This window comes from Paenibacillus sp. MER 180 (assembly GCF_023713665.1).
GTDB lineage: Bacteria > Bacillota > Bacilli > Paenibacillales > Paenibacillaceae > Paenibacillus_B > Paenibacillus_B suaedae.
The window spans coordinates 92,989-114,914 of the sequence record NZ_JAMAVT010000016.1; the positions used below are offsets into that span (position 1 = coordinate 92,989).

Annotated in this window: 19 protein-coding genes and 1 riboswitch; of the genes, 8 read left to right on the forward strand and 11 right to left on the reverse strand. The window is 47.4% G+C overall.

What is annotated here, in order from left to right; all coding sequences use genetic code 11:
- Positions 1-62: 62 nt before the first annotated feature.
- The gene (locus tag M3661_RS22920; protein ID WP_251488923.1) at positions 63-1,235 is read left to right on the forward strand and encodes a YhgE/Pip domain-containing protein; all 1,173 of its coding nucleotides are present in this window, start codon (positions 63-65) and stop codon (positions 1,233-1,235) included.
- A gap of 112 nt (positions 1,236-1,347) precedes the next feature.
- On the opposite strand, the gene M3661_RS22925 is transcribed toward M3661_RS22920, so the two are convergent.
- From M3661_RS22925 to M3661_RS22940, 4 genes are all read right to left on the reverse strand, one after another.
- Positions 1,348-2,445: an iron-containing alcohol dehydrogenase family protein gene (locus M3661_RS22925; RefSeq protein ID WP_251488926.1), complete on the reverse strand. Its 1,098-nt coding sequence runs from the start codon at positions 2,443-2,445 to the stop codon at positions 1,348-1,350.
- A gap of 5 nt (positions 2,446-2,450) precedes the next feature.
- Positions 2,451-3,296, reverse strand: a complete 846-nt coding sequence (locus M3661_RS22930; RefSeq protein WP_251488929.1) for a MetQ/NlpA family ABC transporter substrate-binding protein — start codon at positions 3,294-3,296, stop codon at positions 2,451-2,453.
- 140 nt (positions 3,297-3,436) lie between these two features.
- On the reverse strand, positions 3,437-4,102 hold the full coding sequence (locus tag M3661_RS22935) for a methionine ABC transporter permease (protein ID WP_072727524.1): 666 nt from the start codon (positions 4,100-4,102) through the stop codon (positions 3,437-3,439).
- The gene (locus M3661_RS22940) at positions 4,092-5,105 is read right to left on the reverse strand and encodes a methionine ABC transporter ATP-binding protein (RefSeq protein WP_251488933.1); all 1,014 of its coding nucleotides are present in this window, start codon (positions 5,103-5,105) and stop codon (positions 4,092-4,094) included. The genes M3661_RS22935 and M3661_RS22940 overlap by 11 nt, the downstream gene beginning before the upstream one ends.
- A 95-nt stretch (positions 5,106-5,200) precedes the next feature.
- Positions 5,201-5,308, reverse strand: a riboswitch (SAM riboswitch).
- A gap of 648 nt (positions 5,309-5,956) precedes the next feature.
- On the opposite strand from M3661_RS22940, the gene gnd reads away from it, so the two are divergent.
- From gnd to gntK, 4 genes are all read left to right on the forward strand, one after another.
- Positions 5,957-6,856 carry a phosphogluconate dehydrogenase (NAD(+)-dependent, decarboxylating) gene (gene gnd, locus M3661_RS22945; protein ID WP_021259604.1) on the forward strand — a complete coding sequence of 300 codons (900 nt, stop codon included), beginning with the start codon at positions 5,957-5,959 and terminating at the stop codon, positions 6,854-6,856.
- 140 nt (positions 6,857-6,996) lie between these two features.
- Positions 6,997-7,674 (forward strand): GntR family transcriptional regulator, encoded by a 678-nt coding sequence (locus M3661_RS22950; protein WP_028532157.1) that lies wholly within the window; start codon positions 6,997-6,999, stop codon positions 7,672-7,674.
- A gap of 128 nt (positions 7,675-7,802) precedes the next feature.
- A complete protein-coding gene (locus M3661_RS22955; protein ID WP_251488935.1) occupies positions 7,803-9,164 on the forward strand; it encodes a GntP family permease in 1,362 nt (453 codons plus the stop codon).
- Positions 9,165-9,198: 34 nt separating this feature from the next.
- Positions 9,199-10,746 carry a gluconokinase gene (gene gntK, locus M3661_RS22960; protein WP_251488938.1) on the forward strand — a complete coding sequence of 516 codons (1,548 nt, stop codon included), beginning with the start codon at positions 9,199-9,201 and terminating at the stop codon, positions 10,744-10,746.
- A gap of 94 nt (positions 10,747-10,840) precedes the next feature.
- Here gntK and fabF read toward each other — a convergent pair whose 3' ends face one another.
- A complete protein-coding gene (fabF, locus tag M3661_RS22965) occupies positions 10,841-12,076 on the reverse strand; it encodes a beta-ketoacyl-ACP synthase II (protein WP_251488940.1) in 1,236 nt (411 codons plus the stop codon).
- A gap of 219 nt (positions 12,077-12,295) precedes the next feature.
- Here fabF and M3661_RS22970 point away from each other — a divergent pair, with 219 nt between their 5' ends.
- From M3661_RS22970 to M3661_RS22980, 3 genes are all read left to right on the forward strand, one after another.
- Complete coding sequence (locus M3661_RS22970; RefSeq protein WP_251488942.1) at positions 12,296-12,709, forward strand: class I SAM-dependent methyltransferase; 414 nt, start codon at positions 12,296-12,298, stop codon at positions 12,707-12,709.
- A 185-nt stretch (positions 12,710-12,894) separates the two neighbouring features.
- Entirely contained in the window at positions 12,895-13,755 is an 861-nt protein-coding gene (locus tag M3661_RS22975; protein ID WP_251488946.1) for a helix-turn-helix transcriptional regulator, read from the forward strand.
- A 360-nt stretch (positions 13,756-14,115) separates the two neighbouring features.
- Positions 14,116-14,541 carry a hypothetical protein gene (locus M3661_RS22980; RefSeq protein ID WP_065290105.1) on the forward strand — a complete coding sequence of 142 codons (426 nt, stop codon included), beginning with the start codon at positions 14,116-14,118 and terminating at the stop codon, positions 14,539-14,541.
- A 277-nt stretch (positions 14,542-14,818) separates the two neighbouring features.
- Here M3661_RS22980 and M3661_RS22985 read toward each other — a convergent pair whose 3' ends face one another.
- The 6 genes from M3661_RS22985 to M3661_RS23010 all read right to left on the reverse strand — a co-directional run bounded on the left by M3661_RS22985 (position 14,819) and on the right by M3661_RS23010 (position 21,903).
- Entirely contained in the window at positions 14,819-15,712 is an 894-nt protein-coding gene (locus M3661_RS22985) for a DUF2268 domain-containing putative Zn-dependent protease (protein WP_065290104.1), read from the reverse strand.
- A 122-nt stretch (positions 15,713-15,834) separates the two neighbouring features.
- Positions 15,835-16,974, reverse strand: coding sequence for a Ger(x)C family spore germination protein (locus tag M3661_RS22990; RefSeq protein ID WP_065290103.1), 1,140 nt, complete (start codon positions 16,972-16,974; stop codon positions 15,835-15,837).
- Complete coding sequence (locus M3661_RS22995; RefSeq protein ID WP_251488949.1) at positions 16,971-18,080, reverse strand: GerAB/ArcD/ProY family transporter; 1,110 nt, start codon at positions 18,078-18,080, stop codon at positions 16,971-16,973. Before M3661_RS22995 ends, M3661_RS22990 begins: the two co-directional genes overlap by 4 nt.
- Positions 18,081-18,099: 19 nt before the next feature.
- Positions 18,100-19,554: a spore germination protein gene (locus M3661_RS23000; RefSeq protein ID WP_065290101.1), complete on the reverse strand. Its 1,455-nt coding sequence runs from the start codon at positions 19,552-19,554 to the stop codon at positions 18,100-18,102.
- Between the two features lie 171 nt (positions 19,555-19,725).
- On the reverse strand, positions 19,726-21,375 hold the full coding sequence (locus M3661_RS23005; RefSeq protein ID WP_251488951.1) for a methyl-accepting chemotaxis protein: 1,650 nt from the start codon (positions 21,373-21,375) through the stop codon (positions 19,726-19,728).
- A gap of 168 nt (positions 21,376-21,543) precedes the next feature.
- Complete coding sequence (locus M3661_RS23010; protein WP_021254824.1) at positions 21,544-21,903, reverse strand: hypothetical protein; 360 nt, start codon at positions 21,901-21,903, stop codon at positions 21,544-21,546.
- Positions 21,904-21,926 lie beyond the last annotated feature (23 nt).

Here is a 21,926-nt window from a genome sequence, read left to right on the forward strand (position 1 = left end):
CTTTTTTTGGCATCGTATTTATTGATTAATAAATAAATATTAATAATGAGGTGTGTTAATTCATGAACAAAATGTCTGTAAAATCCACTTTTCTTCACCTGTTACAGTCGCCGTCAGTCATTATCGGCCTTATTACTGCGCTTACTTTTCAAGTACTGTTCAGCCTGATCTGGCTAACCGGGTACGATCATTTGACAGACAATGTGAATCGGTTAGCCATTGCCGTAGTGAATGAGGATCAAGTGGTTGGCAAGCAAGCGGTGCAATCGATTATGGGGAAGCTTCCATTTCACATGAAAGAGGAGGCGAGTCTTGATCAAGCTATGACACAGCTTGAAGAACGCAAGGTGCAAATGGTAATGCATATTTCAGGGAATTTCTCTAAGCAGCTAACGGATCCGACACAGAAAGCTGTCGTCACGTATGCTGTGAACGAATCCAATCCAAGCATGGTCAAAAGTGTAATGCAATCTGTCTCCAGCCAAATTACGACTTCACTCAATGAACATGCGGTTCGTACGGGCATGACCCAAGTACTGGAGCAGGTACATGTTCCACAGCTGCAAGCAAGCAGCCTATCCGAATCCATGTCTGCACGCGTCGTAGCCGAAATGAATAACGTTCATCCCATCTCGAACTTCTCGTGGACGATGGTTCCCATGATGCTGCTGCTGGCTTCCTTCGTTGGCTGCATGCAGTTCACCATGGAAATGAATAAGGCTGCCAAAGCTATCAAACAAAAATGTGGCCAATGGACACTCCTGACAGCTCGCTCCCTGCTCAATATTGTCGCCTCCCTGATCATTACAACGGTTGGCACGGGAATGGTGTCGCTGATGGGTGTTCATTCCGAACAAGGCTTCGGTAAGATGTGGCTATTCCAACTCGCTTACGTTATCACGTTTCTATTTGTCGCTCAGTTGTCCTTTTACATCTTCAGCGATGCCGGTGCATGGGTCAATATTGCACTGCTGTCGATCCAGTTGATCACCTCGGGAGCTCTGCTGCCGCGCGAGCTGCTGCCATCTTTCTATCAGAAAATCAGTGAATTCTCCCCTGGTACCTATGCCGTAACTGGCATTATGAACTTAGTGAACGGGGGTCCAGCCATATCGGATTCAATTCATGCGCTCTTGCTTATCTTGACTGCGGTCATCCTACTGACGACTGTTATTGTTGGAGGGGTACAGTTATTGCAGCGCAAACCGAAAGAACATGGACAGCTAGCTTCGTAAGCAAACTTATATATGATGCGTAGACACAACGAGATACCGCGAAACACGCATTACATGACAATAAAGCGCCGTCCGCCGCATTTTTACGGACAGATGGCGCTTTATTCCTTACTCACGATTCAATTTGCTCCAGCTTCACGATTGCCTCATATACCTCATCCGAGGTTACGCCTTCTGGCTTCATGAGCTGAATGGATTCCTGTGGGAGAGTCGCTTGCCGCGCAATGCACTCCAACGTTGGACGGTCTTCCGCAGATAATCCAAGGTCACCTAGTCGATAAGGTAAGCCCAAATCTTCGTAGAACGGCAACAAATCCTTCACTTCCGCAACATTATCCTCCAGCACCAATTGAACGAGGATGCCGTACGCGACCTTGTCTCCGTGCAGCAAATGATGTGTCGCTGGCGCGGCGGTCAGGCCATTATGGATCGAATGTGCTCCTGCTATTCGACCAAGGTGATCGCCGAAGCCGCCAACAAGGCCGCCAGTCATTATGATCGTCTCCGCTACCTCTACGAACGCATCGGATAGCTGCTTCTGCTCTGCGTCGTGAATGCTCTGCCGTCCATGCTCCAGAAGTGCAGTCTGGCATAGACGAGCTGTAAGATGCGCAACCTGCACAGCGGCTGAACGATGCTTCAAACCACGAATGAGTACATCCGCCTCATACCATTTTGCTAATGTATCGGCAATCCCTGCACGCAGATAATCAACAGGTGCATGCAAGGCAATGCGTGGTTCAAGCAGCACCATAAGTGTGCTTTTCGAAAAAACGGTATAGTGGGTGAATTGTCCTTCTTCGTTATAGAACACGCTGAGCGGCGTCCATGCTGCGCAATTCGAGGCGAGCGTTGGCACGAGAATCGTATCCAGCCCCGATGTATTCCCTGCTGCCTTGACCAAGTCCATTACCTTGCCTCCGCCGAGTCCAAGAATGGCATCCGCTCGTTCGGCCTGGGCATAGCATGCAATCCGATGCGCTTCCTGCAATGTGCATTCCCCTTGATAACGGAGATATAACAGTGTTGTGTTCGTCTCCTTCGGCCAATAGGGCTGCGCCGCCTCCAAGGAGCGATCACCATGCACGACAATCACTCGCTTGTATTGATACGGTGCCAATAATGTATCTAGCTTGTCCAAAATGCCCGCTTCACAATGATAGACTGCCGGCGTACCTCTAACGACGATAGCTTTCTCTTCCTTCGTCATCGATGTCACTTCCTTTTCAGCATCCACTCTGGTTTGCCGAAGCCTTTGAACTGTTCATCTATTGTTTTCTCGAATTCGGCGGATTCAACAGCTTCCTTCAAGTCCTTCGCGAATTGCTTGTCCAAATCAGCTGTATTCACAACGACACGATTGCGGTAATCATCCGGCATATTTTCGAGCTTCAGAGCATCGAGCAGGTTCATTTTCGCAGCAAGTGCGAAGTTGCCCGGAACAAGAGACAGGTCAGCGCTGTCTACTGCGCGCGGAAGCTGAGCAGCCTCGATTGGCTGTAGAACAAGATGCTTCGGATTGTCCTTCACGTCCTTCTCCGATACACGCAGTGGATCGATGTCCTTATTCACTGTAATGAGTCCTGCATCTTGCAACAATCCCAATGTACGCGCCAGGTTCGTCGGATCGTTCGCAATCGCTACTGTACTCCCGTCAGCAACTTCATCCAAAGATTTGAACTTGGACGAGTAAATGCCCATTGGAGCCGTCGGTACGGAAATAAGCTCGGACAACTCAATTTTATTTTCTTTCGCGAAGTTCTCCATGTAGATTTTGTGCTGGAACAGGTTCGCATTCAAATCTCCATTCGACAATGCCAGGTTCGGCTGCACATAATCACCGAATTCGACCACCTCAATGGAATAGCCTTTCTTCTCCAAAATCGGCTTAATCGCCTTCGTTATCATATCGCTATAAGGGCCGGCTGTTGCCCCGATCTTGATTGCTTTGCTTTCTTCCTGCTTTGCGTCTCCTGAACCCGTTGATGCGTCTTTGCTGCCGCATCCAGCCAGCAAGCTAATTGCTAGAATAAGAGAAAGAATGAGAGCTGTTTTCTTCATGTTGATGACCTCCGTATATGTTTTTAGTAAAGGTTTGGTTCCCTGTGTCCCTTTTTCAGCACCAAGAAGGTGGCGTGATCTTGAAATTATTCTTCCGTTGCTTCGTAAGGGTTGACTTCAAATGATCAACAGCGAATGCATTATCGCTTATCTACTTTCTTTGCAATAAAGTCTCCGCCGTACTGAATGATCTGCACCAAGCAGATTAGAATGATTACCGTAGTAAACATTACAGTGTTGTCGTAGCGATAGTAACCGAACCGAATCGCCAAATCGCCGATTCCACCTCCACCGACTGTACCGGCCATTGCCGAATAAGCGACAAGGCTGATTGCTGTAATGTTCACGCCTTGAATGATGCCTGGCTTCGCTTCAGGGAGAAGTACATCCTTAATGATCATCCACGGTGTTGCACCAATGGAGATTGCCGCTTCGATGACGCCTTTGTCAATCTCGCGCAGCGCCGTCTCTACCAGGCGGGCGAAGAACGGAATTGCCGCAATCGAGAGCGATACCGAAGCAGCCGTCGGGCCTATCGTTGAGCCGACAATGAGCTTCGTCAGCGGCAGCAGCGTCACCAGCAAGATGATGAACGGAATTGAGCGAATCATGTTGACGATGAAGCCTAGCACATTTTTCGTAAACGCATTTTCGAGGAATAGCCCCTTATCGGTTACAAATAATAGAATTCCAATGGGAAGACCCAGAATTATGGCAGCAAACAGCGAAATTCCAACCATATAGAGCGTCTGGACAAATGCCTTGCCCAAGTCTGGCAGCAGTTGGATGATCGAATCACTCAGCATGATGGATGACCTCCAATCGATAGGTTCGTTCTTTGATGTAGTCGAGTGCCTGCCGCAGCTCTGATACTTCTCCATTCAGCTCCAGGATCAGAATGCCTAGCGGGTTGTCATGGATGTATTCAATTTTGCCATGCAAAATATTTGCTCTAACCTTGAAGTTCGTCATCACATCAGTAATGATTGCTTCCTCCGCTTGCGGTGCCACGAAGTGAATCTTCACGATCGTTCCCTTGCAATACTGAATCAATCGTTCTGGAAGATCGAATTGGAATAGGCTGCTGATGAACGAGCGCGTCATCGGATGCTGTGGATCAGAGAAAATGTTATATACTGGCCCCTCTTCTACCACATTGCCGTTCTGCATCACCGCCATCCGGTCACAGATGTCCTTCACCACTTCCATTTCGTGCGTAATCAATACAATCGTCAGGTTCAACTCGCGATTGATTTTCTTCAGCAGCTCCAAGATTGACTGTGTCGTCTCGGGATCTAGCGCAGATGTTGCTTCATCGCATAGCAGCACATGCGGTTCATTCGCCAGCGCTCTGGCAATGCCTACTCTCTGCTTCTGACCACCGCTGAGCTGAGCAGGATATACATCTCGCTTGTCAGCCAAGCCGACCATTTCAAGCAATTCAAGGACACGCGGTTCAATCTCTGCCTTCGACTTGTTGTTGGCCTTCAGAGCAAATGCAATATTCTCAAATACCGTCTTGGAGCGGATAAGATGAAAGTGCTGAAAAATCATGCCGATCTTCAGTCTTGCCTGTCGCAAGCTCTCTCCTTGCAGCTTCGTCAAATCAACGCCATCGACGAGGATACTCCCGGATGTAGGTTCCTCCAGCAGGTTGATGCAGCGCAGCAATGAGCTCTTCCCCGCCCCGCTTCGTCCGATAATCCCGTAAATTTCTCCCCTATTGATTCGAAGAGAGACGTTATTTACGCCGATGACGGTCGATGTCTTGCTTCGATACTCCTTAACCAAACTCCGAATTTCAATCATTTCACACACCCCGCCATTCTGTTGCTATCACCTGGATGAAAACTAAAAAGCCTCTTTCCCTAAGAGAGAAAGAGGCTGAATTGGCAGTATCGCCACACTTATCTCTCAGAATGGAATCATTCCGTAGGATTTAGCACCGTTTACTCACAGGTAAGGTTGCCGGACGTCATAGGGCCTAGTCCCTCAGTCACTCTTGATAAGGTAGTATGAAGTTGTCATTTGTTGTTGAAGATAATACATCTGAAAATATGAGTTGTCAACAATATTTTCATTTCACTTTCAGAAACAGTACTTCAACAAACAGAAATAGACCGCCCTAGGTCAAAGGATGCGGTCTATTTTTGCTCCAAAAAGCCTTCCGCCCTTAAAAGCGGCTATTGTGTAGGGTGTAGGGGTCGGTTGCCGCCGACTCCTTAATTTATTCTTATTATAGCACTGGGAATATATACATGATCACAAACAGAATACCTCACCTCACATTATTTACTTCTTTGGTATCCTAACACATCAACACATTCTCTGAATAATCGTTAATGTCTTCGTGATCATGATGATAGCTGGAGAGATGGATTGAATTCCCCTTTTCAATTAGCACGATCGTCTGCTGGCTGACATGGACGGCGTTGGCTAATTCCTGCTATGTCATGTTTTTATCCACACTTACTATATAGATACATAATTTCCGCCACTAAGAATCACTCTAAAAGAGACAGCATACCCCTGAGCCGAGATACAGCGCTTACAATTTCCACTTTACAGATAGGCAAGAAGACAGTAAGATAAGATCACACTAAGTTGTATACAAGTATACTTGTTGTACTTTACAGCATGATCACAGGAGTGAATACAGCATGAAATTAGGCATGATTGGCCTTGGAAAAATGGGTTTCAACCTCGTAGATAACATATTGCAGCACAAGCATCAGGTAGTCGCTTTTGATGTAAATGCTGAACAACGTCAAAAAGCAGCTGACCTAGGAGCAATTCCTGCAGATACAATTGAAGAACTCGTATCGAAGCTGGATGCTCCCAAGATCATCTGGATGATGGTTCCAGCTGGAGAAATCGTGGATCAAGTGGTAGACACACTGCTTCCTCTTCTCTCTCCAGGTGACATTGTCATTGACGGAGGAAATTCACATTATAAACAATCCATCGCTAGAGGCGAGAAAGTGCATGCACTGGGTGCTCATTACTTCGATATCGGAACATCCGGCGGAGTATCTGGCGCAGCTGAAGGCGGCTGCTTCATGATTGGCGGCAACCAAGAAGTATTCGCTACACTTGAGCCACTGTTCAAGGACATTGCGGTAGATCAAGGATATTTGTATGCAGGCAAGAGCGGAAGTGGACATTTCCTGAAAATGGTTCACAACGGTATTGAATATGGAATGATGCAGGCGATCGCGGAAGGCTTCGAAGTATTGGACAAGAGCGACTTCGATTTCGATTACGAACAAGTTGCACGCGTATGGTCTAACGGATCGGTTATCCGCAGCTGGTTGATGGATCTGACGCAAAATGCTTTCTCCAAAGATCCGAAGCTGGACAGCATTCGCGGCGTTATGCAAAGCTCTGGCGAAGGCAAATGGACAGTGGAAACTGCACTGGAGCTGCAAGCAAGCGCACCAGTTATCGCGATGTCCCTCTTCATGAGATATCGTTCGCTTGAGTCCGATTCCTTCCACGGTAAGGTAGTTGCTGCACTGCGCAATGAGTTCGGCGGACATCAAGTGGTAACGAAGGAATAGTCATTTCCTATTTCGATAGCGAAGATAGAATCACCACAAGCCCGATGGTCGCGCCATGCAGCACTGTGGTACAATCAGAACCAAATCTGTTAAGTGAGATATGGGTTCAGGAAACCAATCATGAGGAGAGTTCACGCATGATACACTATCCGAAACAGTGGCTGCAGGGCGCATCCCTTGGGGAATCCATCGCCTGTGAGCTGCGATTGCAAATTATTAACGGCTCCATCAAGCCGGGCGAAATTATATCAGAGAATCGAGTGGCTGCCGACTTCGGCACCAGCCGCTCTCCCGTTCGCGAAGCATTGAAAACGCTCTCTAACGAAGGGCTTATTCGCTTGGAGCGCATGGGTGCTGTTGTCTTAGGGCTTAGTCTTATCGATGTCGAAGAGCTGTACGATGTTCGCTATCTCATTGAGAGCTTTGTCCAGCAGCGGCTCGCCATCGTGAACACAGATGGTCTGATTCTGACGCTTCTGCAGATTATCGACAAGATGGAACTCGCGGTTAAGTACAATGATGCCGTTGAATTCGCATATCAGGATTTATCGTTCCATGAAGCGATCATTGCTGCAGCGGAGCATAAACGGATCATGCATCTGTGGACGAGCATTCGACTGATCGTAAAGACCGTCATGCTGATGACAACGGAAGAAATATTCTCTGAGGGAGAAGCGAAGCTGTTCACTGTAATTGAGAAGCACCGTACGATCGTAAGAGGACTCCAGTCGAAGGATACTCATACGATCCAGCAGGTTGTCTCAGCCTACTTCGCCGACTCGAACCGTACCTTGCATGTCAGCTTGCCGCATTCGTAACGGCAAGCTGCAAGGATACAAAGTTTTTTTAATTCAAGTTGTCGACAAGTATTCAAGTTTGTTTTGGAAACGCTATATTTGGAATCATTCATAACAATCGGCACTCTTCAAAAGGAGGCTCGTACATCATGAGCACACTATTCGGAATGAGTCACAATGTTACATTACTATTTTGGACACTTCTTACCATCGTATTTCTCATTGTGTTCATTGCCAAGCTAAAATGGAATCCTTTCGTGACGTTGCTTATATCAGCATTAATGCTCGGTCTGTTAACAGGCATGAAACCGCAAGATGTTGTGCAATCGGTTACACAAGGCCTTGGCGGCACACTTGGCACGATAGCCATCGTCATTGCGCTCGGTACCATGCTGGGCAAGATGATGGCGGAATCAGGCGGTGCAGAGCAAATCGCCACTACCCTTATTGATAAATTCGGAGAATCACGCGTTCATTGGGCAATGCTCCTTGTTGGTTTTATTGTAGGTATCCCAGTATTTTTTGAAGTTGGCGTTATTTTATTAATTCCAATTGTGTTCACTGTAGCACGCAAAACAAACAAGTCATTGCTGCAGATCGGCATTCCAATCTTGGCGGGGCTATCTACCGTGCATGGACTCGTACCGCCGCATCCGGCACCGATGATTGCCATCGACGCTTATCAAGCGGATCTCGGTCGTACGATTCTCTACTCTCTGCTCGTCGGAATACCAACAGCAATTATCGCAGGGCCGCTATTCGGCAAGTTCATTGGTAAACGCATTCAATTACAGCCGCCAGCGAAGCTCGCTGAGCAATTCGCGCAGAAGAGCGATCGGCCGCTCCCAAGCTTTGGCATTACGCTGTTCACCATTTTGCTGCCTGTCATTCTTATGCTGATTGGCTCCGTCGCAGACATCGTCGATCCTGAAGGCATTAGCAGCTTAGCCGTACTGTGCAAATTCATCGGCCATGAAATTATCGCGCTTCTGATTGCAGTCGTCTTCTCCTTCTTCTCGCTCGGTTATGCGCGCGGCTTCAAGAAGGAAGAGATATCCCGCTTCACCAGCGAATGTCTCGCTCCTACCGCAACGATCATCCTTATCATTGGCGGCGGCGGTGCGTTCAAGCAAGTGCTCATTAACAGTGGTGTTGGCGGTGCGATCGCAGAGCTTGCCACACAAGCGAACATTAACGTCATACTATTCGCCTGGTTCGTCGCAGCATTGATTCGTGTCGCAACTGGTTCTGCAACCGTTGCCATGACGACCGCTGCTGGTATTGTTGCTCCAGTACTGGCGATGACTCCAGGTGTTCCTGTAGAATTGGTTGTACTGGCAACCGGCGCAGGCTCGATCGTTCTGTCCCACGTCAATGATGCAGGGTTCTGGATGGTGAAGGAATTTTTCAACATGTCCGTCCCAGAGACACTTAAGTCATGGACAGTGATGGAGACGATTCTATCTGTCGTCGGATTAGCATTGATTCTGCTGTTGAGCACAGTAGTGTAACATATATGGCAATGAAAGAAAGAAGGTTATTCCTATGAATCATCCCAACTACATGATCGGAATCGATATGGGAACGACGAGCACGAAGGCAGTCGTATTCGAAGAGAATGGCAAAGTCGTATCCACCGGCAGCCAAGGCTATCCACTGCATACACCGAACGCAACGATAGCCGAGCAGGATCCGGAACGGATATTCCAAGCCGTTGTCTCTTCTGTAAAGCAAGCGATGAGCGCTGCGCAAGCCCGGCCTGAGGATATACTGTTCCTGTCCTTCAGTTCAGCGATGCATAGCCTCATCGCTGTCGATGCAGAAGACCATCCGCTCACCCCTTGCATCACGTGGGCAGACAATCGGAGCAGCAAGTATGCAGCCCAGCTCAAGAAGGATCCGCAGGGACATGCCTTATATTTGCGGACAGGCACTCCCATCCATCCGATGTCCCCGCTTACGAAGTTGGTGTGGATGCGGCATGAAGCTCCGGAATTGTTAAATAAGGCGGCTAAATTCATTTCCATTAAGGAATACGTACTCTTCAAGCTGTTCCATACGTATGTTGTCGATTACTCGATTGCGTCTGCTACAGGGATGATGAATTTGCAGCAGCTCGCTTGGGATGAAGAAGCGCTTGAACTTGCGGGCATATCGACTAACAAGCTATCCGAGCTCGTTCCTACTACGCATCAGCTGACAGGAATGGATGAAGTCTACGCGCGGGAGATGGGACTCTCCCCTGCTACCCCAACGATTGTGGGAGCCAGTGATGGTGTGCTCTCCAATCTTGGTGTAAATGCGATCGAGCCTGGTGTTGTTGCAGCAACGATTGGAACGAGCGGCGCGATCCGTACCGTTGTGGAACAACCGCTTACCGATCCGAAGGGCAGAATCTTCTGCTATGCCCTGACAGACAAGCACTGGGTCATCGGCGGACCTGTGAACAATGGCGGCATGCTGTTCCGCTGGGTACGCGATGAGCTGGCTGCTTCCGAGGTTGAAGCAGCGAAGCGGCTTGGCATTGATGTCTATGATCTGCTTACTCGCATTGCCGAGCAGGTTCAGCCGGGGGCAGACGGGCTGCTCTTCCATCCTTATCTAACTGGCGAACGAGCTCCGCTCTGGAATGCGGACGCGCGCGGCTCCTTCTTCGGCCTCACGATGCATCACAAGAAGGAACATATGATTCGTGCCGTGCTGGAAGGCGTCATCTTCAATATGTACACTGTGTTGCTTGCAATGGAAGAGCAGATGGGACGCCCTAGCAAGATTCACGCCACTGGCGGATTCGCTCGTTCACCGCTCTGGCGGCAGATGATGGCCGACATCTTCGATCAAGAAGTTGTCGTCCCTGAGAGCTACGAGAGCTCCTGCCTTGGTGCTGTTGTGCTTGGTCTATACGCAACTGGAAGAGCCGATTCACTCCGTATCGTATCTGATATGGTAGGCGCTACGCACAAGCATGAACCTAATCCGGAGCATGCAGCGATTTATCATGAACTGCTTCCGATCTATATCTCGATATTCCGCAAGCTGGATGAAGAATACGAAGCGATTGCCCGCTTCCAACGTAAGCGTCTTGAATCCTAAGCCTGCTGATAAACGCCAAGCCCCTGAATTTGCGGATATGCCGCAAGTCAGGGGCTATTTTGTACCGAACCGATTATCCGGTTATGCGTCTCAATCACTCATACTTCTTCAACACGATCACGGCATTATGACCGCCAAAGCCGAAAGAATTAGATAGTCCCACCTTCACATTGGCCTTGCGTGCTTCATTCGGCACATAATCCAGATCACAGTGCGGGTCAGGGTTCTCAAGGTTAATCGTCGGCGGAATCATTCCCTCCTGTAAGCTCTTCACGAGCGAAATGGCCTCTACTCCCCCAGCAGCACCCAGCATGTGACCCGTAATGGACTTATTTGCTGTTATCGGAATCCGATAAGCATGCTCGCCGAACATTCTTTTAATCGCCGTTGTCTCTGCCAGATCGCCAACCTCCGTACTCGTTGCATGCGCGTTAATGACATCTACATCCTCGGCAGACACAGATGCATCCTGCAGAGCCGTTCTCATCGCAAGATAGGCACCTCGCCCTTCAGGATGGGTCGCAACAATATGGTAAGCATCCGAGCTTATCCCATATCCTATAACCTCCGCATAGATTCGTGCCTTTCTACGCAAGGCATGCGACAATGATTCCAGAATGAGTATGCCCGCGCCCTCAGACATGACAAATCCATCCCGCTCCGCATCGAAGGGCCGACTGGCCTTCGTCGGATCATCATTCCTTGTTGATAATGCCGTTGCATTACCGAAGCTGGCTAGCGATAAGTCGGTAATAGCAGCTTCCGTTCCGCCTGCAAATACAATGTCTGCTCCTCCCGAGCGAATGAGCCGGAACGCCTCGCCAATCGCAGTATTGCCGATCGCACAAGCAGAGACATGGGACATCGTAGGGCCCAGCGCTCCCCATTTGATACTGATCTGTGCAGACGCTGCATTCGCCATCATGGCTGGCACCAAGGTCGGACTGACCCTCCCTGGACCCCTGCTTCGCAAAATATCGACATTTTCAATCAAGGATTCAATACCGCCAATGCCTGATCCCACGTAGACACCTAAGCGCTCAGGGTCAATCTGATCCAGCACCAGCCCAGAATCCGTCCATGCCTGCTCTGCGGCAGCAAGTGCAAATTGAGTAAAGCGATCCAGCCGTCTTGCCTCTTTGCGTCCAAGAAGTCCATCTGCATCGAACTCGCGCACAAGACCGGCAATTTTCGTTTTATGACCGCTCACGTCAAATGTATCAATAGAGGATATTCCTGATTGTCCAGCAACTAAGTTCCTCCAAAATGTCTCTACATCATTTCCTATCGGGGAGATAACTCCCATTCCTGTAATCACTACGGGTTCCAACTCTAATTCCTCCTCACAGATCGTGATCGTACAAGCCTCTATAACGACACTGTCTTCATTGTGAAATATGAATCTACCTAGCTATTTGGATCATCCATGAGTCGCCTCATGCTTATTCATTGGTTTACGATATTGTCACACATGATTTATCCTATTACAAGTTGTTGGTTATACTAGTATAATTACTACCTGACTCCAGCAGTAAACAATAAATGCGGAATGCAGACAACCTGCATCGATCTATCCAGTGAATCGGTGAAGGAGTGCATCGAAAGAGGCTTGAATGCGAAAGTAATGGATTTTTATCAGTTGGACTTTGCCGATCATAGCTTTCAAGCTGTCTATGCGCTAAATTGCTTGCTGCACGCGCCGAAGAAGGATCTGGATCAGGTCTTGCAAGAAATGCATCGAGTGCTCGCTCCGAATGGACTGCTTTTTATTGGATTATTTGGTGGATACAACTCAGAAGGAGTATGGGAGGCGGATTGGTGCAAACCGCAGCGATTCTTTTCCTTTCACGCGGACAGTTCCATTCAGAAGACCTTATCCCGCTGGTTCCAAATCGTAGATTTCCACACTGTCCCATTGGATGATGACAACTTGCACTTCCAATCGATTACGCTGCGGAAATGATATACTAGATAAGTCAATGGATCCATGCTGCGGCATGCAAGTTGGGAATCACAAACAACAATGTAACCTTTCACGATTATTCCTGATCCGTTGTTAATCCACTGTTCTGATCTGGTTATTCACTCTACATAGTCGATATAAACAAAACTAAATGTACAACTGGCTTGCAGATAGGAGGGATAGCCATGTCCAACCAAACGAGATTAGAAGCCCTGTCCACCTTCCTAAAGTCCAAGCGCTCAAGCATTCAACCGCAGTCCGTAGGGCTGCCTGCTGGTACTAGACGTCGAACACCTGGCTTGCGCCGAGAAGAGGTAGCGCAATTGGCAGGAGTCAGTACGACTTGGTATACTTGGCTCGAGCAAGGGCGAGACATCACCGTGTCTCCATCTGTTCTGGACGCGGTAGCTGCCGCTCTGCAACTGAATCAGGATGAGCGGAAATATGTATACGATCTTGCGCTCGAAAAGCATATTAGTCCACCACAGCAGGAAATGAGCATTGCGAAAATTCCGCCATCGCTCGGGAAAATATTGAATGAGCTAACGCATTGCCCAACCATCATTACGGATAGGCACTTCCACATTGTTGGCTGGAATGCCGCTGCGGCATATGTATTTCTTGATTTCGATCAGGTTCCCTTAGAGCAGCGGAACTTGATTCGGCTCGTTTTTGTCAGAAAAGAGCTGCGCTCACTAGCCGTCAATTGGGAACACTTCGTCAGAGGCTTCCTCGCGATGTTCCGCGCCTACTATGGTCAGTACGTGGGAGATGAATGGTATACAGACTTCGTAGACGAAATGTCAGAGCTTCATCCCGAATTCCATGCACTATGGGAAGCAAGCCAAGTCAGCATTGCCCCCGACGTTACGATCGAATTCCGTCACGCGAAGGCAGGCAAGATGCTGTTCAACCTTACCTCGCTTCTCTTGCAGGGGAACATGGACTTGCGGTGCAGTGTATTCACCCCAATTGAACACTCCTCTACCGAGGAGAAGCTAGTCCGTTTTATGAGAAGAGATGAACTACTGAATGAAACTGAATGAATAGCCCTGCTGTAACTAAATTCCAGCAACGAAAGCAACAATAAACCGAATAAATATCGAACGAAAGACCTGAAGAACGAAAGACCCCAAGCAGATTTCTGCCGCTGCTCAGGGTCTTGCCTCATCCGAATATCGGAACTTTATTTTTCATGTAGAGATCTGGCAGTAGTTATTATACATAACGTATAAGGGACAGCAATTAATGCTGTCTTTTTTACGTAGAACTAGTCATTTTACCACTAGAAACAGTAATGATACTCCCCTGTTTATTTGATTTATTTATAGCTACAATAAACTCAACTTCAATAGTTCACTTCAAACTTATTGACTCAAATAACATTAAATTAGGAGGAACAGTTAATGAAAAAGTCATTAATTCTTATGACTGCGGCTGCTACGCTCTTGATGGCTATCCCAGCATATGCACAACCATCTATTTCAAATGTGGCTCAAGCTAAAAGCTCTGTTAACCCAGTAAATTACACGTGGGGTTTTGAAGTCAGAGTACGTAAAACACAGTCTTCTGACTCATTCTATCCAACTGGTGACAGATTAACTTTAAAGGCGACGCAATCCAGTGACGGAAACACAAAAATTGAATATACGCTTTATGAAGAAACAAATCGTAATACTGATACTGAAATAGCCAGTAAGACAGTGCGGGGAGACCATGATGAGAAACTTGTGTTTGATGATGTTCCAGTAAATAAAAATAAGAAACACTATGTAGTGGCTCACAACTTAGGTGATGAAACAACAAAAGGAGTAGCATACATCTCCCGCTAAAATTAATTCTATTGAAGCCCGTTATCCCCTTTTGTGGGAAGTGGGCTTTTTATTTGTTCATTATGCAATAAGGGGTGTTCAATGTAATGACACAGCCAATTGGGAGTAGCGAGTGTGAGATAAAAGCATTTGTTCACGAACCGCGTGTAGTGCAGTAGTTGTACAGAGAAAATAAAGTACTATATTTTCTCTGTATAAAACTTTATTTTTCAGTTGAGTACTTTATTTTCTTTTAACATTAAGAGCCTTACAAATCAATCGATAATCCTACAAAATCCTACACCATGCCGCTCCCCTGTATGATGGTCTCCGCCGGCAGCAGGGTCGCTTCATAAATAGATACATCGTTCCTCTTCAAGAAGGACTGTACAACATGATAGCCAACCGCATACCCTGCCCCCGCAGGCACTCCAACTGCCGGATAACCTTCCCGCGCAGCAGCTTCATCGCCGAACATATAGCTGCTCACCTCAGCGAAGCCCTTCGTATCCAATGCTCCTCGGATTACCTTGAAGCAATGATCCAGCTCCTTGCCCTGTATATTCGCCACCCATGGACCAAGCAGCTCCTCTCCATACATTTCAGTTGCAAAAGAATCTGCCAAGCCCTCAATGATAATATAGTCGCCTAGCGTTACATTGCCATGGTTCCAATCGAAATAGGAGAAGCGAACATTATGGTGGAACTCATGAGCGATCAGCGCCGGAAGTCGCGGAATATTGTAGCTGTTCGGATCCAGGATAATGAGGATATATCCTGGAATACCGCCAAATCCGGTATAACCCTGATAACTGCTTAACTTGTCAGGATCAGCAAGATACGCGCCAAATATCAATTCCTCTGCCTTGACTGCCAGCCCCGCTGAGTCTATTCGGTGGATACATCCCAACAATGTCTCCTTCGCGAGTTCCAGAATGCGAATATCCTGCAGACGCTTCCTTGCCTTCTCGATTCCTTCCTGATGCTGAAGCGGAAGGAAGCCCATCATTTGAGTAGCCATTACCACATCATAGCCGTTCGGCTGCTGCGCTGTTATAGGTACATGAATGGTCTCCCACATCGATCGAAACGGCTTCATCATTGTATGCCTGAAATAGCCATTTCTCTGCTCATTTGGCATAGTCAACAATGCTTCATACTGACGTAACGTGTCTTCCATGTGAATGTTCATTAGGTTCACCTGCATCTCTTCATGGTATGTTCCTCTCCGACAAGGCGGAATACCATTAGGCTACACGATCACGTTACGTGAGAGTCAATCATTCAGCGCATGTAACTCACAAAAAATTCCGATTACTCAATCGTACCTGTTCGAACAATGTTTACCTCGACTTGAGATTGAATGCTTGCCTCAGGGAACATCTTCTTCCACTTGTCAGCTGTCAGTTTGGAGTGCCTTACCGAGCTGCGGTAGACCTCGCCGAAGCCAATCGGATCCGAACCGAGGCGCTGGAGCTTTTTAATAAGCGCTTCAGTTTCCTTCGTCAATGCTTCTCCTATTTTTTGTTGAAGCAGTTTGTTTGCCTGGGGTTTGCTAAAATCGTACTCATCTGTAATTTCATGCAGCTCCACATTGATGCGTAAATTGGCTTGAAATTTCAGGGGAGAAGCTGATAGGAGACGAATATGTTTTTTACTGCCCAGGTTCGCGAAGACCACCCGTACATGCCCGTCCTCTTTCCGATTCTCATGCAAATAAGGACGCAGCTCATCGCGATCAATTTTGACCTCTTTCAATGTCGCTAATTTTCCAAGCAGCAGCTTGAGCAAATATCCTTCCCCTGGGCCGATCGTTCCGACTACTCGATCATTCTGAAGCAGGGCCAGTCCAAAAACCTCAACTCCGTTCGGCAGCTTGCGCAGCATTGGGAGTACCGGATCTTGTCCAGCACTGTAGAAGGCGCTCCGATAATCGTGAACCGTGCAGGAAGGAACCCAATCATCTTGAATATGCTGCTGCAGCATTTCATACAAGTAGGTTCCAATATTCGGAATCTGCTCATAACTGCCGGCCAGCAATTCATGAGACGGCCCTTCACTGACTGCGAGAAAAATCATATCACCGAAAAACGGATCCCTCGTCAAATTCTCAACAATATACGTAATCCCTTGCTTGGCCAGCTTATCATCGAAGACTACGACACGAACCTGACCGTTCACAAGTGTGTGGGACAATTGCTGGTTGTTGTTAATTCGAGCTCCCTTGGTGCTGCTTGCAATACCAGTGACGATCTTCGTCTTCTTCTTCGCTCCTGGCTCCGGATTGGTCAGAACTGAAGTGACATTAAACTTCTCTTCCGACAGAACGTCAAACCCGATCGCTACACTTATTCCCAACTTCTCCAGCACACTAGACTGTACACAGCCTACAAGAAGTGCCAGCACGGATAACACACCAACTACCCTGAACATCGGTTTGAGCAACGATCTCAATGCGCATCACTCCCCTTTTCACGTTTGCGCCACTTGTATACATACGTCAGAGCGAACAAGAGGAGCGGATAACAATAAGAGACAATCACAGAGTATATCCCGATAAAATCATTGAGTTGATTCACTTGTCCCCGATTATGGAGGGTGCTGGATGCCACGATCACAATAACAGCCAAGCCATACAGTGTCAGCTTCTCATTCCATCCAAACAGCTGCACAGTGCCCCGCAGCACGTTCCAAGCCAACTGCATGATACCGGGAAGCACAACTAGCATCCAGAAGGGAATTGCAATGAACTCGATCCGCTCCAAGAAGGGATACTTAATAATTTTCAATAAATTAATGGAGCCCCAAATCGTACGAAGTATCTGATTTTCACTGAAATAGATGATCGACACGATCATAATGAACAAGTACAGGATATTGGTGAAGAGCACGCTCGCTTGTGCATAGCGCATCACCTTATTTTTGTCCTGCACATGGCGATAGAGCATAAATATCACTTCAAACCCCGTAATCGTAAACCCCATCTTAATTGCCCCTACCCAAATATGTTGTACAGTCGTATCATAAATCGGCAATAAGCGGCTCCATTCCACATAGCGGATCGGATAATTGAAGAAAAGGGAGGTCGCGATAATCAGGAAAAAACTGATAAAGCTCGTTTGTAAAATGACTCGAATTCCGCCCAAGCTGCCATACACCATAAGCACAAGCAATATAAGTGAAAGGAGCCATGTCGGAAAATCGGGGAAAATCCAAGATTGGATCGCTTCAATATACGTTCTGACAATGGTCGTCATATTCGTCAGGAAATAGAGCATCATGCAGATGCTCAATACACCGCCAATCCATTTGCCGAACAGAACGTGTTGAATGCCGTACAAATCAAGTGACTTATGCATTTCCAAGGTCTTAACCATAATCCAGACGATCAAATGGGTAGCTATTCCTGCAAGCAGGACCGACATCCATGCATCATGCCCCGCCTCCTTATAGATGTACCGCTGAAATCCGAATATTCCTACACCGACCTGCACGTTGCATACGAGGAAAAGCAGCATGTAGGCTTTGAATTGATATTTGTGTGATGTTCCGCTATTCATCTTTTTCACCTACAAATGACTATTCATCAATCTTCCCGGTCCATAGCGAACGAAGAGAAATGGATCGGACGTATTTACGAACCCTGTGCCCTGTTGCAGTCAAGCCCTTCGGTTCTGGAAGCAGCACCTCATCATAAGCCAAGTCAGATTCCTTAATCGGGTGAACTGGTGAAAAATACGGCCTGCCTAAGCTCGTCTGACGAATGAGGTGCATCGTTACCAAGGAGGTTACAAACACAATACCGATGCTGCCCCAAATGCCCGCAAAGATCACCATCGGATATCGGACGAGCCGCAAGCTGCTGCTCATTAAATAGTCTGGTGTTGCGAAAGAACCAAGCGCCGCAAGTGCCACTAGCATAATGAGAATATTGCTTGTAAATCCGGCTTGAACCGCTGCCTGCCCAATGACAATACCGCCTACAATGCCCATTGTCTGTCCAACCTTCGTCGGCAGCCTCGCCCCCGCTTCCCGAAGCAGTTCCATGGTCACTTCCAGAATTATCGTCTCAAATAAAGGCGGAAAAGGGACTTTGGAGCGTGACTCAATTAAGGATACGAGCAAAGAGGAAGGAATAATTTCATAATGGAAAGTAAGGGCGGCCACATAGGCAGGAGTCAAGAATACAGAAAGAATTAACGCAACCATTCGCAGTGCGCGAATAAATGTCCCGATCCCCCATCCTAAATAGCGATCTTCCATGGATAAGAAGAAGTCAATGAATTCGCTTGGTCCTACGATCACAAGCGGACTCCCATCCAACAGAATAATGATCTTGCCTTCTATCAGCGAATGGCTAGCCAAATCAATCCGTTCGGTTAGCATCAATTGCGGGAAGACACTCAAATCATTATCCTGAATCATGTGCATGAGCTCTGAGCTGCCTGTCACATCATTGAGACGAAGCTGCTTAATTCGTTGACGTACCAGCTCAACCCGATCTGGATTCGCCCTATCTGCCATAAACATGAGATGGATCGTCGTATTGCGTTTGTTCCCCATCTTATATTCTTCACTGCATAGCTCCGTATCTGGAATAGAGGTTCTAAGCAAGGTCGTGTTCATGCCAATTGACTCCGTAAAAGCAACCATTGGGCCTAATATGGTCGTCTCATTCTCTGGCGAGGTAAGAGACCGCTTAGGCAAGTCCGCCACATTTGCCGCAATGCCTGCCTGAGGGGTCGCAATATAGACCCATCCCTTCACAATCAGCGGTGCGCATTCCGGGATAGCCGCAATATCCATGATTTCTCCGATAGGAAGCGAACTGCGAAGATCCTCGATCGTCGGTGTCTGCCCCAACTGCAGCAACGGAGATAGAATAGAGGTGTGAAGCTGCTTCGTATCGACATGCTGGGGCATATAGCATATGGCAACTGACGGCGAAATGCTTCTTACCACAAGATGGACGCGATGATGAAACAATGCCGATATTTGTTCTTGCAGGGAAGCTGCGAAATCAAAGTCCGCCATAAGACAATTCCCTCCTGTAATCACTTTGAAGATGACGAACATGCTGGATGATCAGACAAATTATTCCCTGCTGCACGCAAATTCATGCGTGATCGCCATGACATAAAAAAAACCGATACCTAAGTTAGGTATCGGTTCAAGTACGGTATAATCTAGTTGTCAAAATAAATATTAAAATTTAAATTTCGTCAATGAATCCTGCAATCCCATTGCCATGCGCTTAAATTCCTCGGCTGAGCTTGCCAGCTCTTCCATAACCGCATTCTGCTCTTCAGTAGCAGCGGCAATCGATTGCACACTTGATGCGGATTCCTCCGAAATGGCCACAACCCCCTGAACACGCTCGAGCATGTCTTGAGAGCTAATATTAACCTCCTGGACGATCGCCTCGACCATGCTGGCTAGATTGGATATTTCCTGCATCATCGCCACAATGGCATGGAAGACGTCACCCGTATCATTAACACTTTGAATGCCGGATTGGACGAAATGATGGCTCTTCTCCATTGTCTCGACTGCATTTCCCGTCTCGGATTGAACTTCTGCAATAATCTGCTGAATTTCGAGAGCGGCCTGATTTGATTGATCAGCCAGCTTGCGAACTTCATTCGCTACAACCGCGAAGCCTCTGCCATGTTCCCCTGCCCGAGCAGCTTCAATTGCGGCATTCAATGCAAGCAGATTTGTTTGCCCCGCAATATCCGTAATAATCGCTAGAATTTCGCCGACCTTATCGGATTTTTGCTGCAGGCTGCTCATCATGCCAGCACTTGCTTCCACATTATCAGACAGCCGTCTCATATGGGTGATCGTTTTATTGACGATTTCATTGCCATGCACAACCTTATCATTGGCCTTCGTGAATTCGCCTGTAATCGTCTTCACAGTTTGATCCACTTCGCCAATTGCCATCGTCACATCCTCGATCATTTGACCGACCTCAGCAAGCTTCTTGGCCTGCTCGTCCACGCCCATTGATATATCCTGCAGCGAGATTGTAATCTGTTCCGATGATTTGCTCGTTTCCTGCGAGCTGATTGCAAAGTCATTCGAAGTTGTATTAATGTTCTCACTTGTATCGACAACATGATCGACCAAGCCCTTCAGATTGACTCTCATTCTCGTAAAGCTGCGAGCTACATTGCCCCAAATATCTTTGCGTTGTTCCGTCATTCCCACTTGATGCGAGAAGTCACCCGAGCCAATATGTTCAACAGCACGCGATACCTTATGGATTGGCTTAATAAACAGGCGATCCACCAGTATCCAAGTTACGCCACAAATGACTAGCAAGGAGCTAATAATAACCGTCAACATGAGCCAATTATAAGAGACAAGACTATTGTCAAAATCATCATATTTCGAAACAGCGACTACCGTATAGTCCTCTGCTTTTGCAGCATATGCATATCCGCCAAGACCATCACTTAGCTTGACTTCATTCTGCTCACCTGTGAAGAGCGGCTGTAGGCTGCCCTCTATTTCCTTAGTCAAACTCTTTCCAGAGCGGGCAATTACCTTGCCATCCTTAACGAGCAAGGAGGAGCTGTTCTCCTTATAAGCGATCAAATTCAATACTGCCTTCGGATCATCCTTGCCTTGCTGAATGACCAGCTTTCCAATTTGCCGAACGGCTGTATGGGTATCTTCGATCATGATGTCAGTAACGACACTTCGAATAAAGCTGGCATTCACCATGCTGGTCGTTATAATGACAAGCAGAGTAATAAGACTGATAGGCAATAATATCCGCGCTAACAGTGATTGAAAGCAGCGATTCCATAACGCACGTATTCGTTCGTTCATAGATTGAGATTTCATTCCTGTCACACCTTTTATGTAATAGGGTATCTTCCGATACCACGCGTAGTCGTTCATTGCACTTGCTCAAGCTTGCTCGTCACCAAAAAAAAGACCTGCCCGTCCGGGAACGGGCAGGTCATATCATTCAGTATCCTTCAATAAGACGAAAAGATAAGAACTATAAGACTACAAGCTGTCCAAGTAGCGATCTGCTTCTTCGTAGCTTTGAGCTACGCCGTATGCACCGCCGAGATCTTTAACCAGGCGAGACAATTGCAGCTTCGTCAGAGCGGAGCTTACGATCATAGAAGATCCCTTTGTTTTTTTGTTTGCCATGTAGTCGCGCAATCCTGCCAAATAATCGTTCACATCAGCTGGTGCTGGTTGTGCCTTCGCCATATCGATGCAGAATGTGTAGCCTTCCTTCGCTTTATCAACTTCACGACGAACAGCTTGATCGTATTCTTTGGCCTCTTCAATTGTCATCATACCTTCAAGCTTAACATACACACGGTTTTTAGATGCTTCGTATTTCGTTTCGAACATGGAAAATCTCCTCCTAGATGTAA

What these genes read in the sequence shown, in the direction of transcription:
- M3661_RS22975 (WP_251488946.1), top strand. Translation starts at nt 12,895, where the DNA reads ATGTCCAACCAAACGAGATTAGAAGCCCTGTCCACCTTCCTAAAGTCC.
- gntK (WP_251488938.1), top strand. Translation starts at nt 9,199, where the DNA reads ATGAATCATCCCAACTACATGATCGGAATCGATATGGGAACGACGAGC.
- gnd (WP_021259604.1), top strand. Translation starts at nt 5,957, where the DNA reads ATGAAATTAGGCATGATTGGCCTTGGAAAAATGGGTTTCAACCTCGTA.
- M3661_RS22985 (WP_065290104.1), bottom strand. Translation starts at nt 15,712, where the DNA reads ATGAACATTCACATGGAAGACACGTTACGTCAGTATGAAGCATTGTTG.
- M3661_RS23000 (WP_065290101.1), bottom strand. Translation starts at nt 19,554, where the DNA reads ATGGCGGACTTTGATTTCGCAGCTTCCCTGCAAGAACAAATATCGGCA.
- M3661_RS22995 (WP_251488949.1), bottom strand. Translation starts at nt 18,080, where the DNA reads ATGAATAGCGGAACATCACACAAATATCAATTCAAAGCCTACATGCTG.
- M3661_RS23010 (WP_021254824.1), bottom strand. Translation starts at nt 21,903, where the DNA reads ATGTTCGAAACGAAATACGAAGCATCTAAAAACCGTGTGTATGTTAAG.
- M3661_RS22980 (WP_065290105.1), top strand. Translation starts at nt 14,116, where the DNA reads ATGAAAAAGTCATTAATTCTTATGACTGCGGCTGCTACGCTCTTGATG.
- M3661_RS22920 (WP_251488923.1), top strand. Translation starts at nt 63, where the DNA reads ATGAACAAAATGTCTGTAAAATCCACTTTTCTTCACCTGTTACAGTCG.
- M3661_RS22935 (WP_072727524.1), bottom strand. Translation starts at nt 4,102, where the DNA reads ATGCTGAGTGATTCGATCATCCAACTGCTGCCAGACTTGGGCAAGGCA.
- M3661_RS22930 (WP_251488929.1), bottom strand. Translation starts at nt 3,296, where the DNA reads ATGAAGAAAACAGCTCTCATTCTTTCTCTTATTCTAGCAATTAGCTTG.
- M3661_RS22940 (WP_251488933.1), bottom strand. Translation starts at nt 5,105, where the DNA reads ATGATTGAAATTCGGAGTTTGGTTAAGGAGTATCGAAGCAAGACATCG.
- M3661_RS22925 (WP_251488926.1), bottom strand. Translation starts at nt 2,445, where the DNA reads ATGACGAAGGAAGAGAAAGCTATCGTCGTTAGAGGTACGCCGGCAGTC.
- M3661_RS23005 (WP_251488951.1), bottom strand. Translation starts at nt 21,375, where the DNA reads ATGAAATCTCAATCTATGAACGAACGAATACGTGCGTTATGGAATCGC.
- M3661_RS22970 (WP_251488942.1), top strand. Translation starts at nt 12,296, where the DNA reads ATGCAGACAACCTGCATCGATCTATCCAGTGAATCGGTGAAGGAGTGC.
- M3661_RS22955 (WP_251488935.1), top strand. Translation starts at nt 7,803, where the DNA reads ATGAGCACACTATTCGGAATGAGTCACAATGTTACATTACTATTTTGG.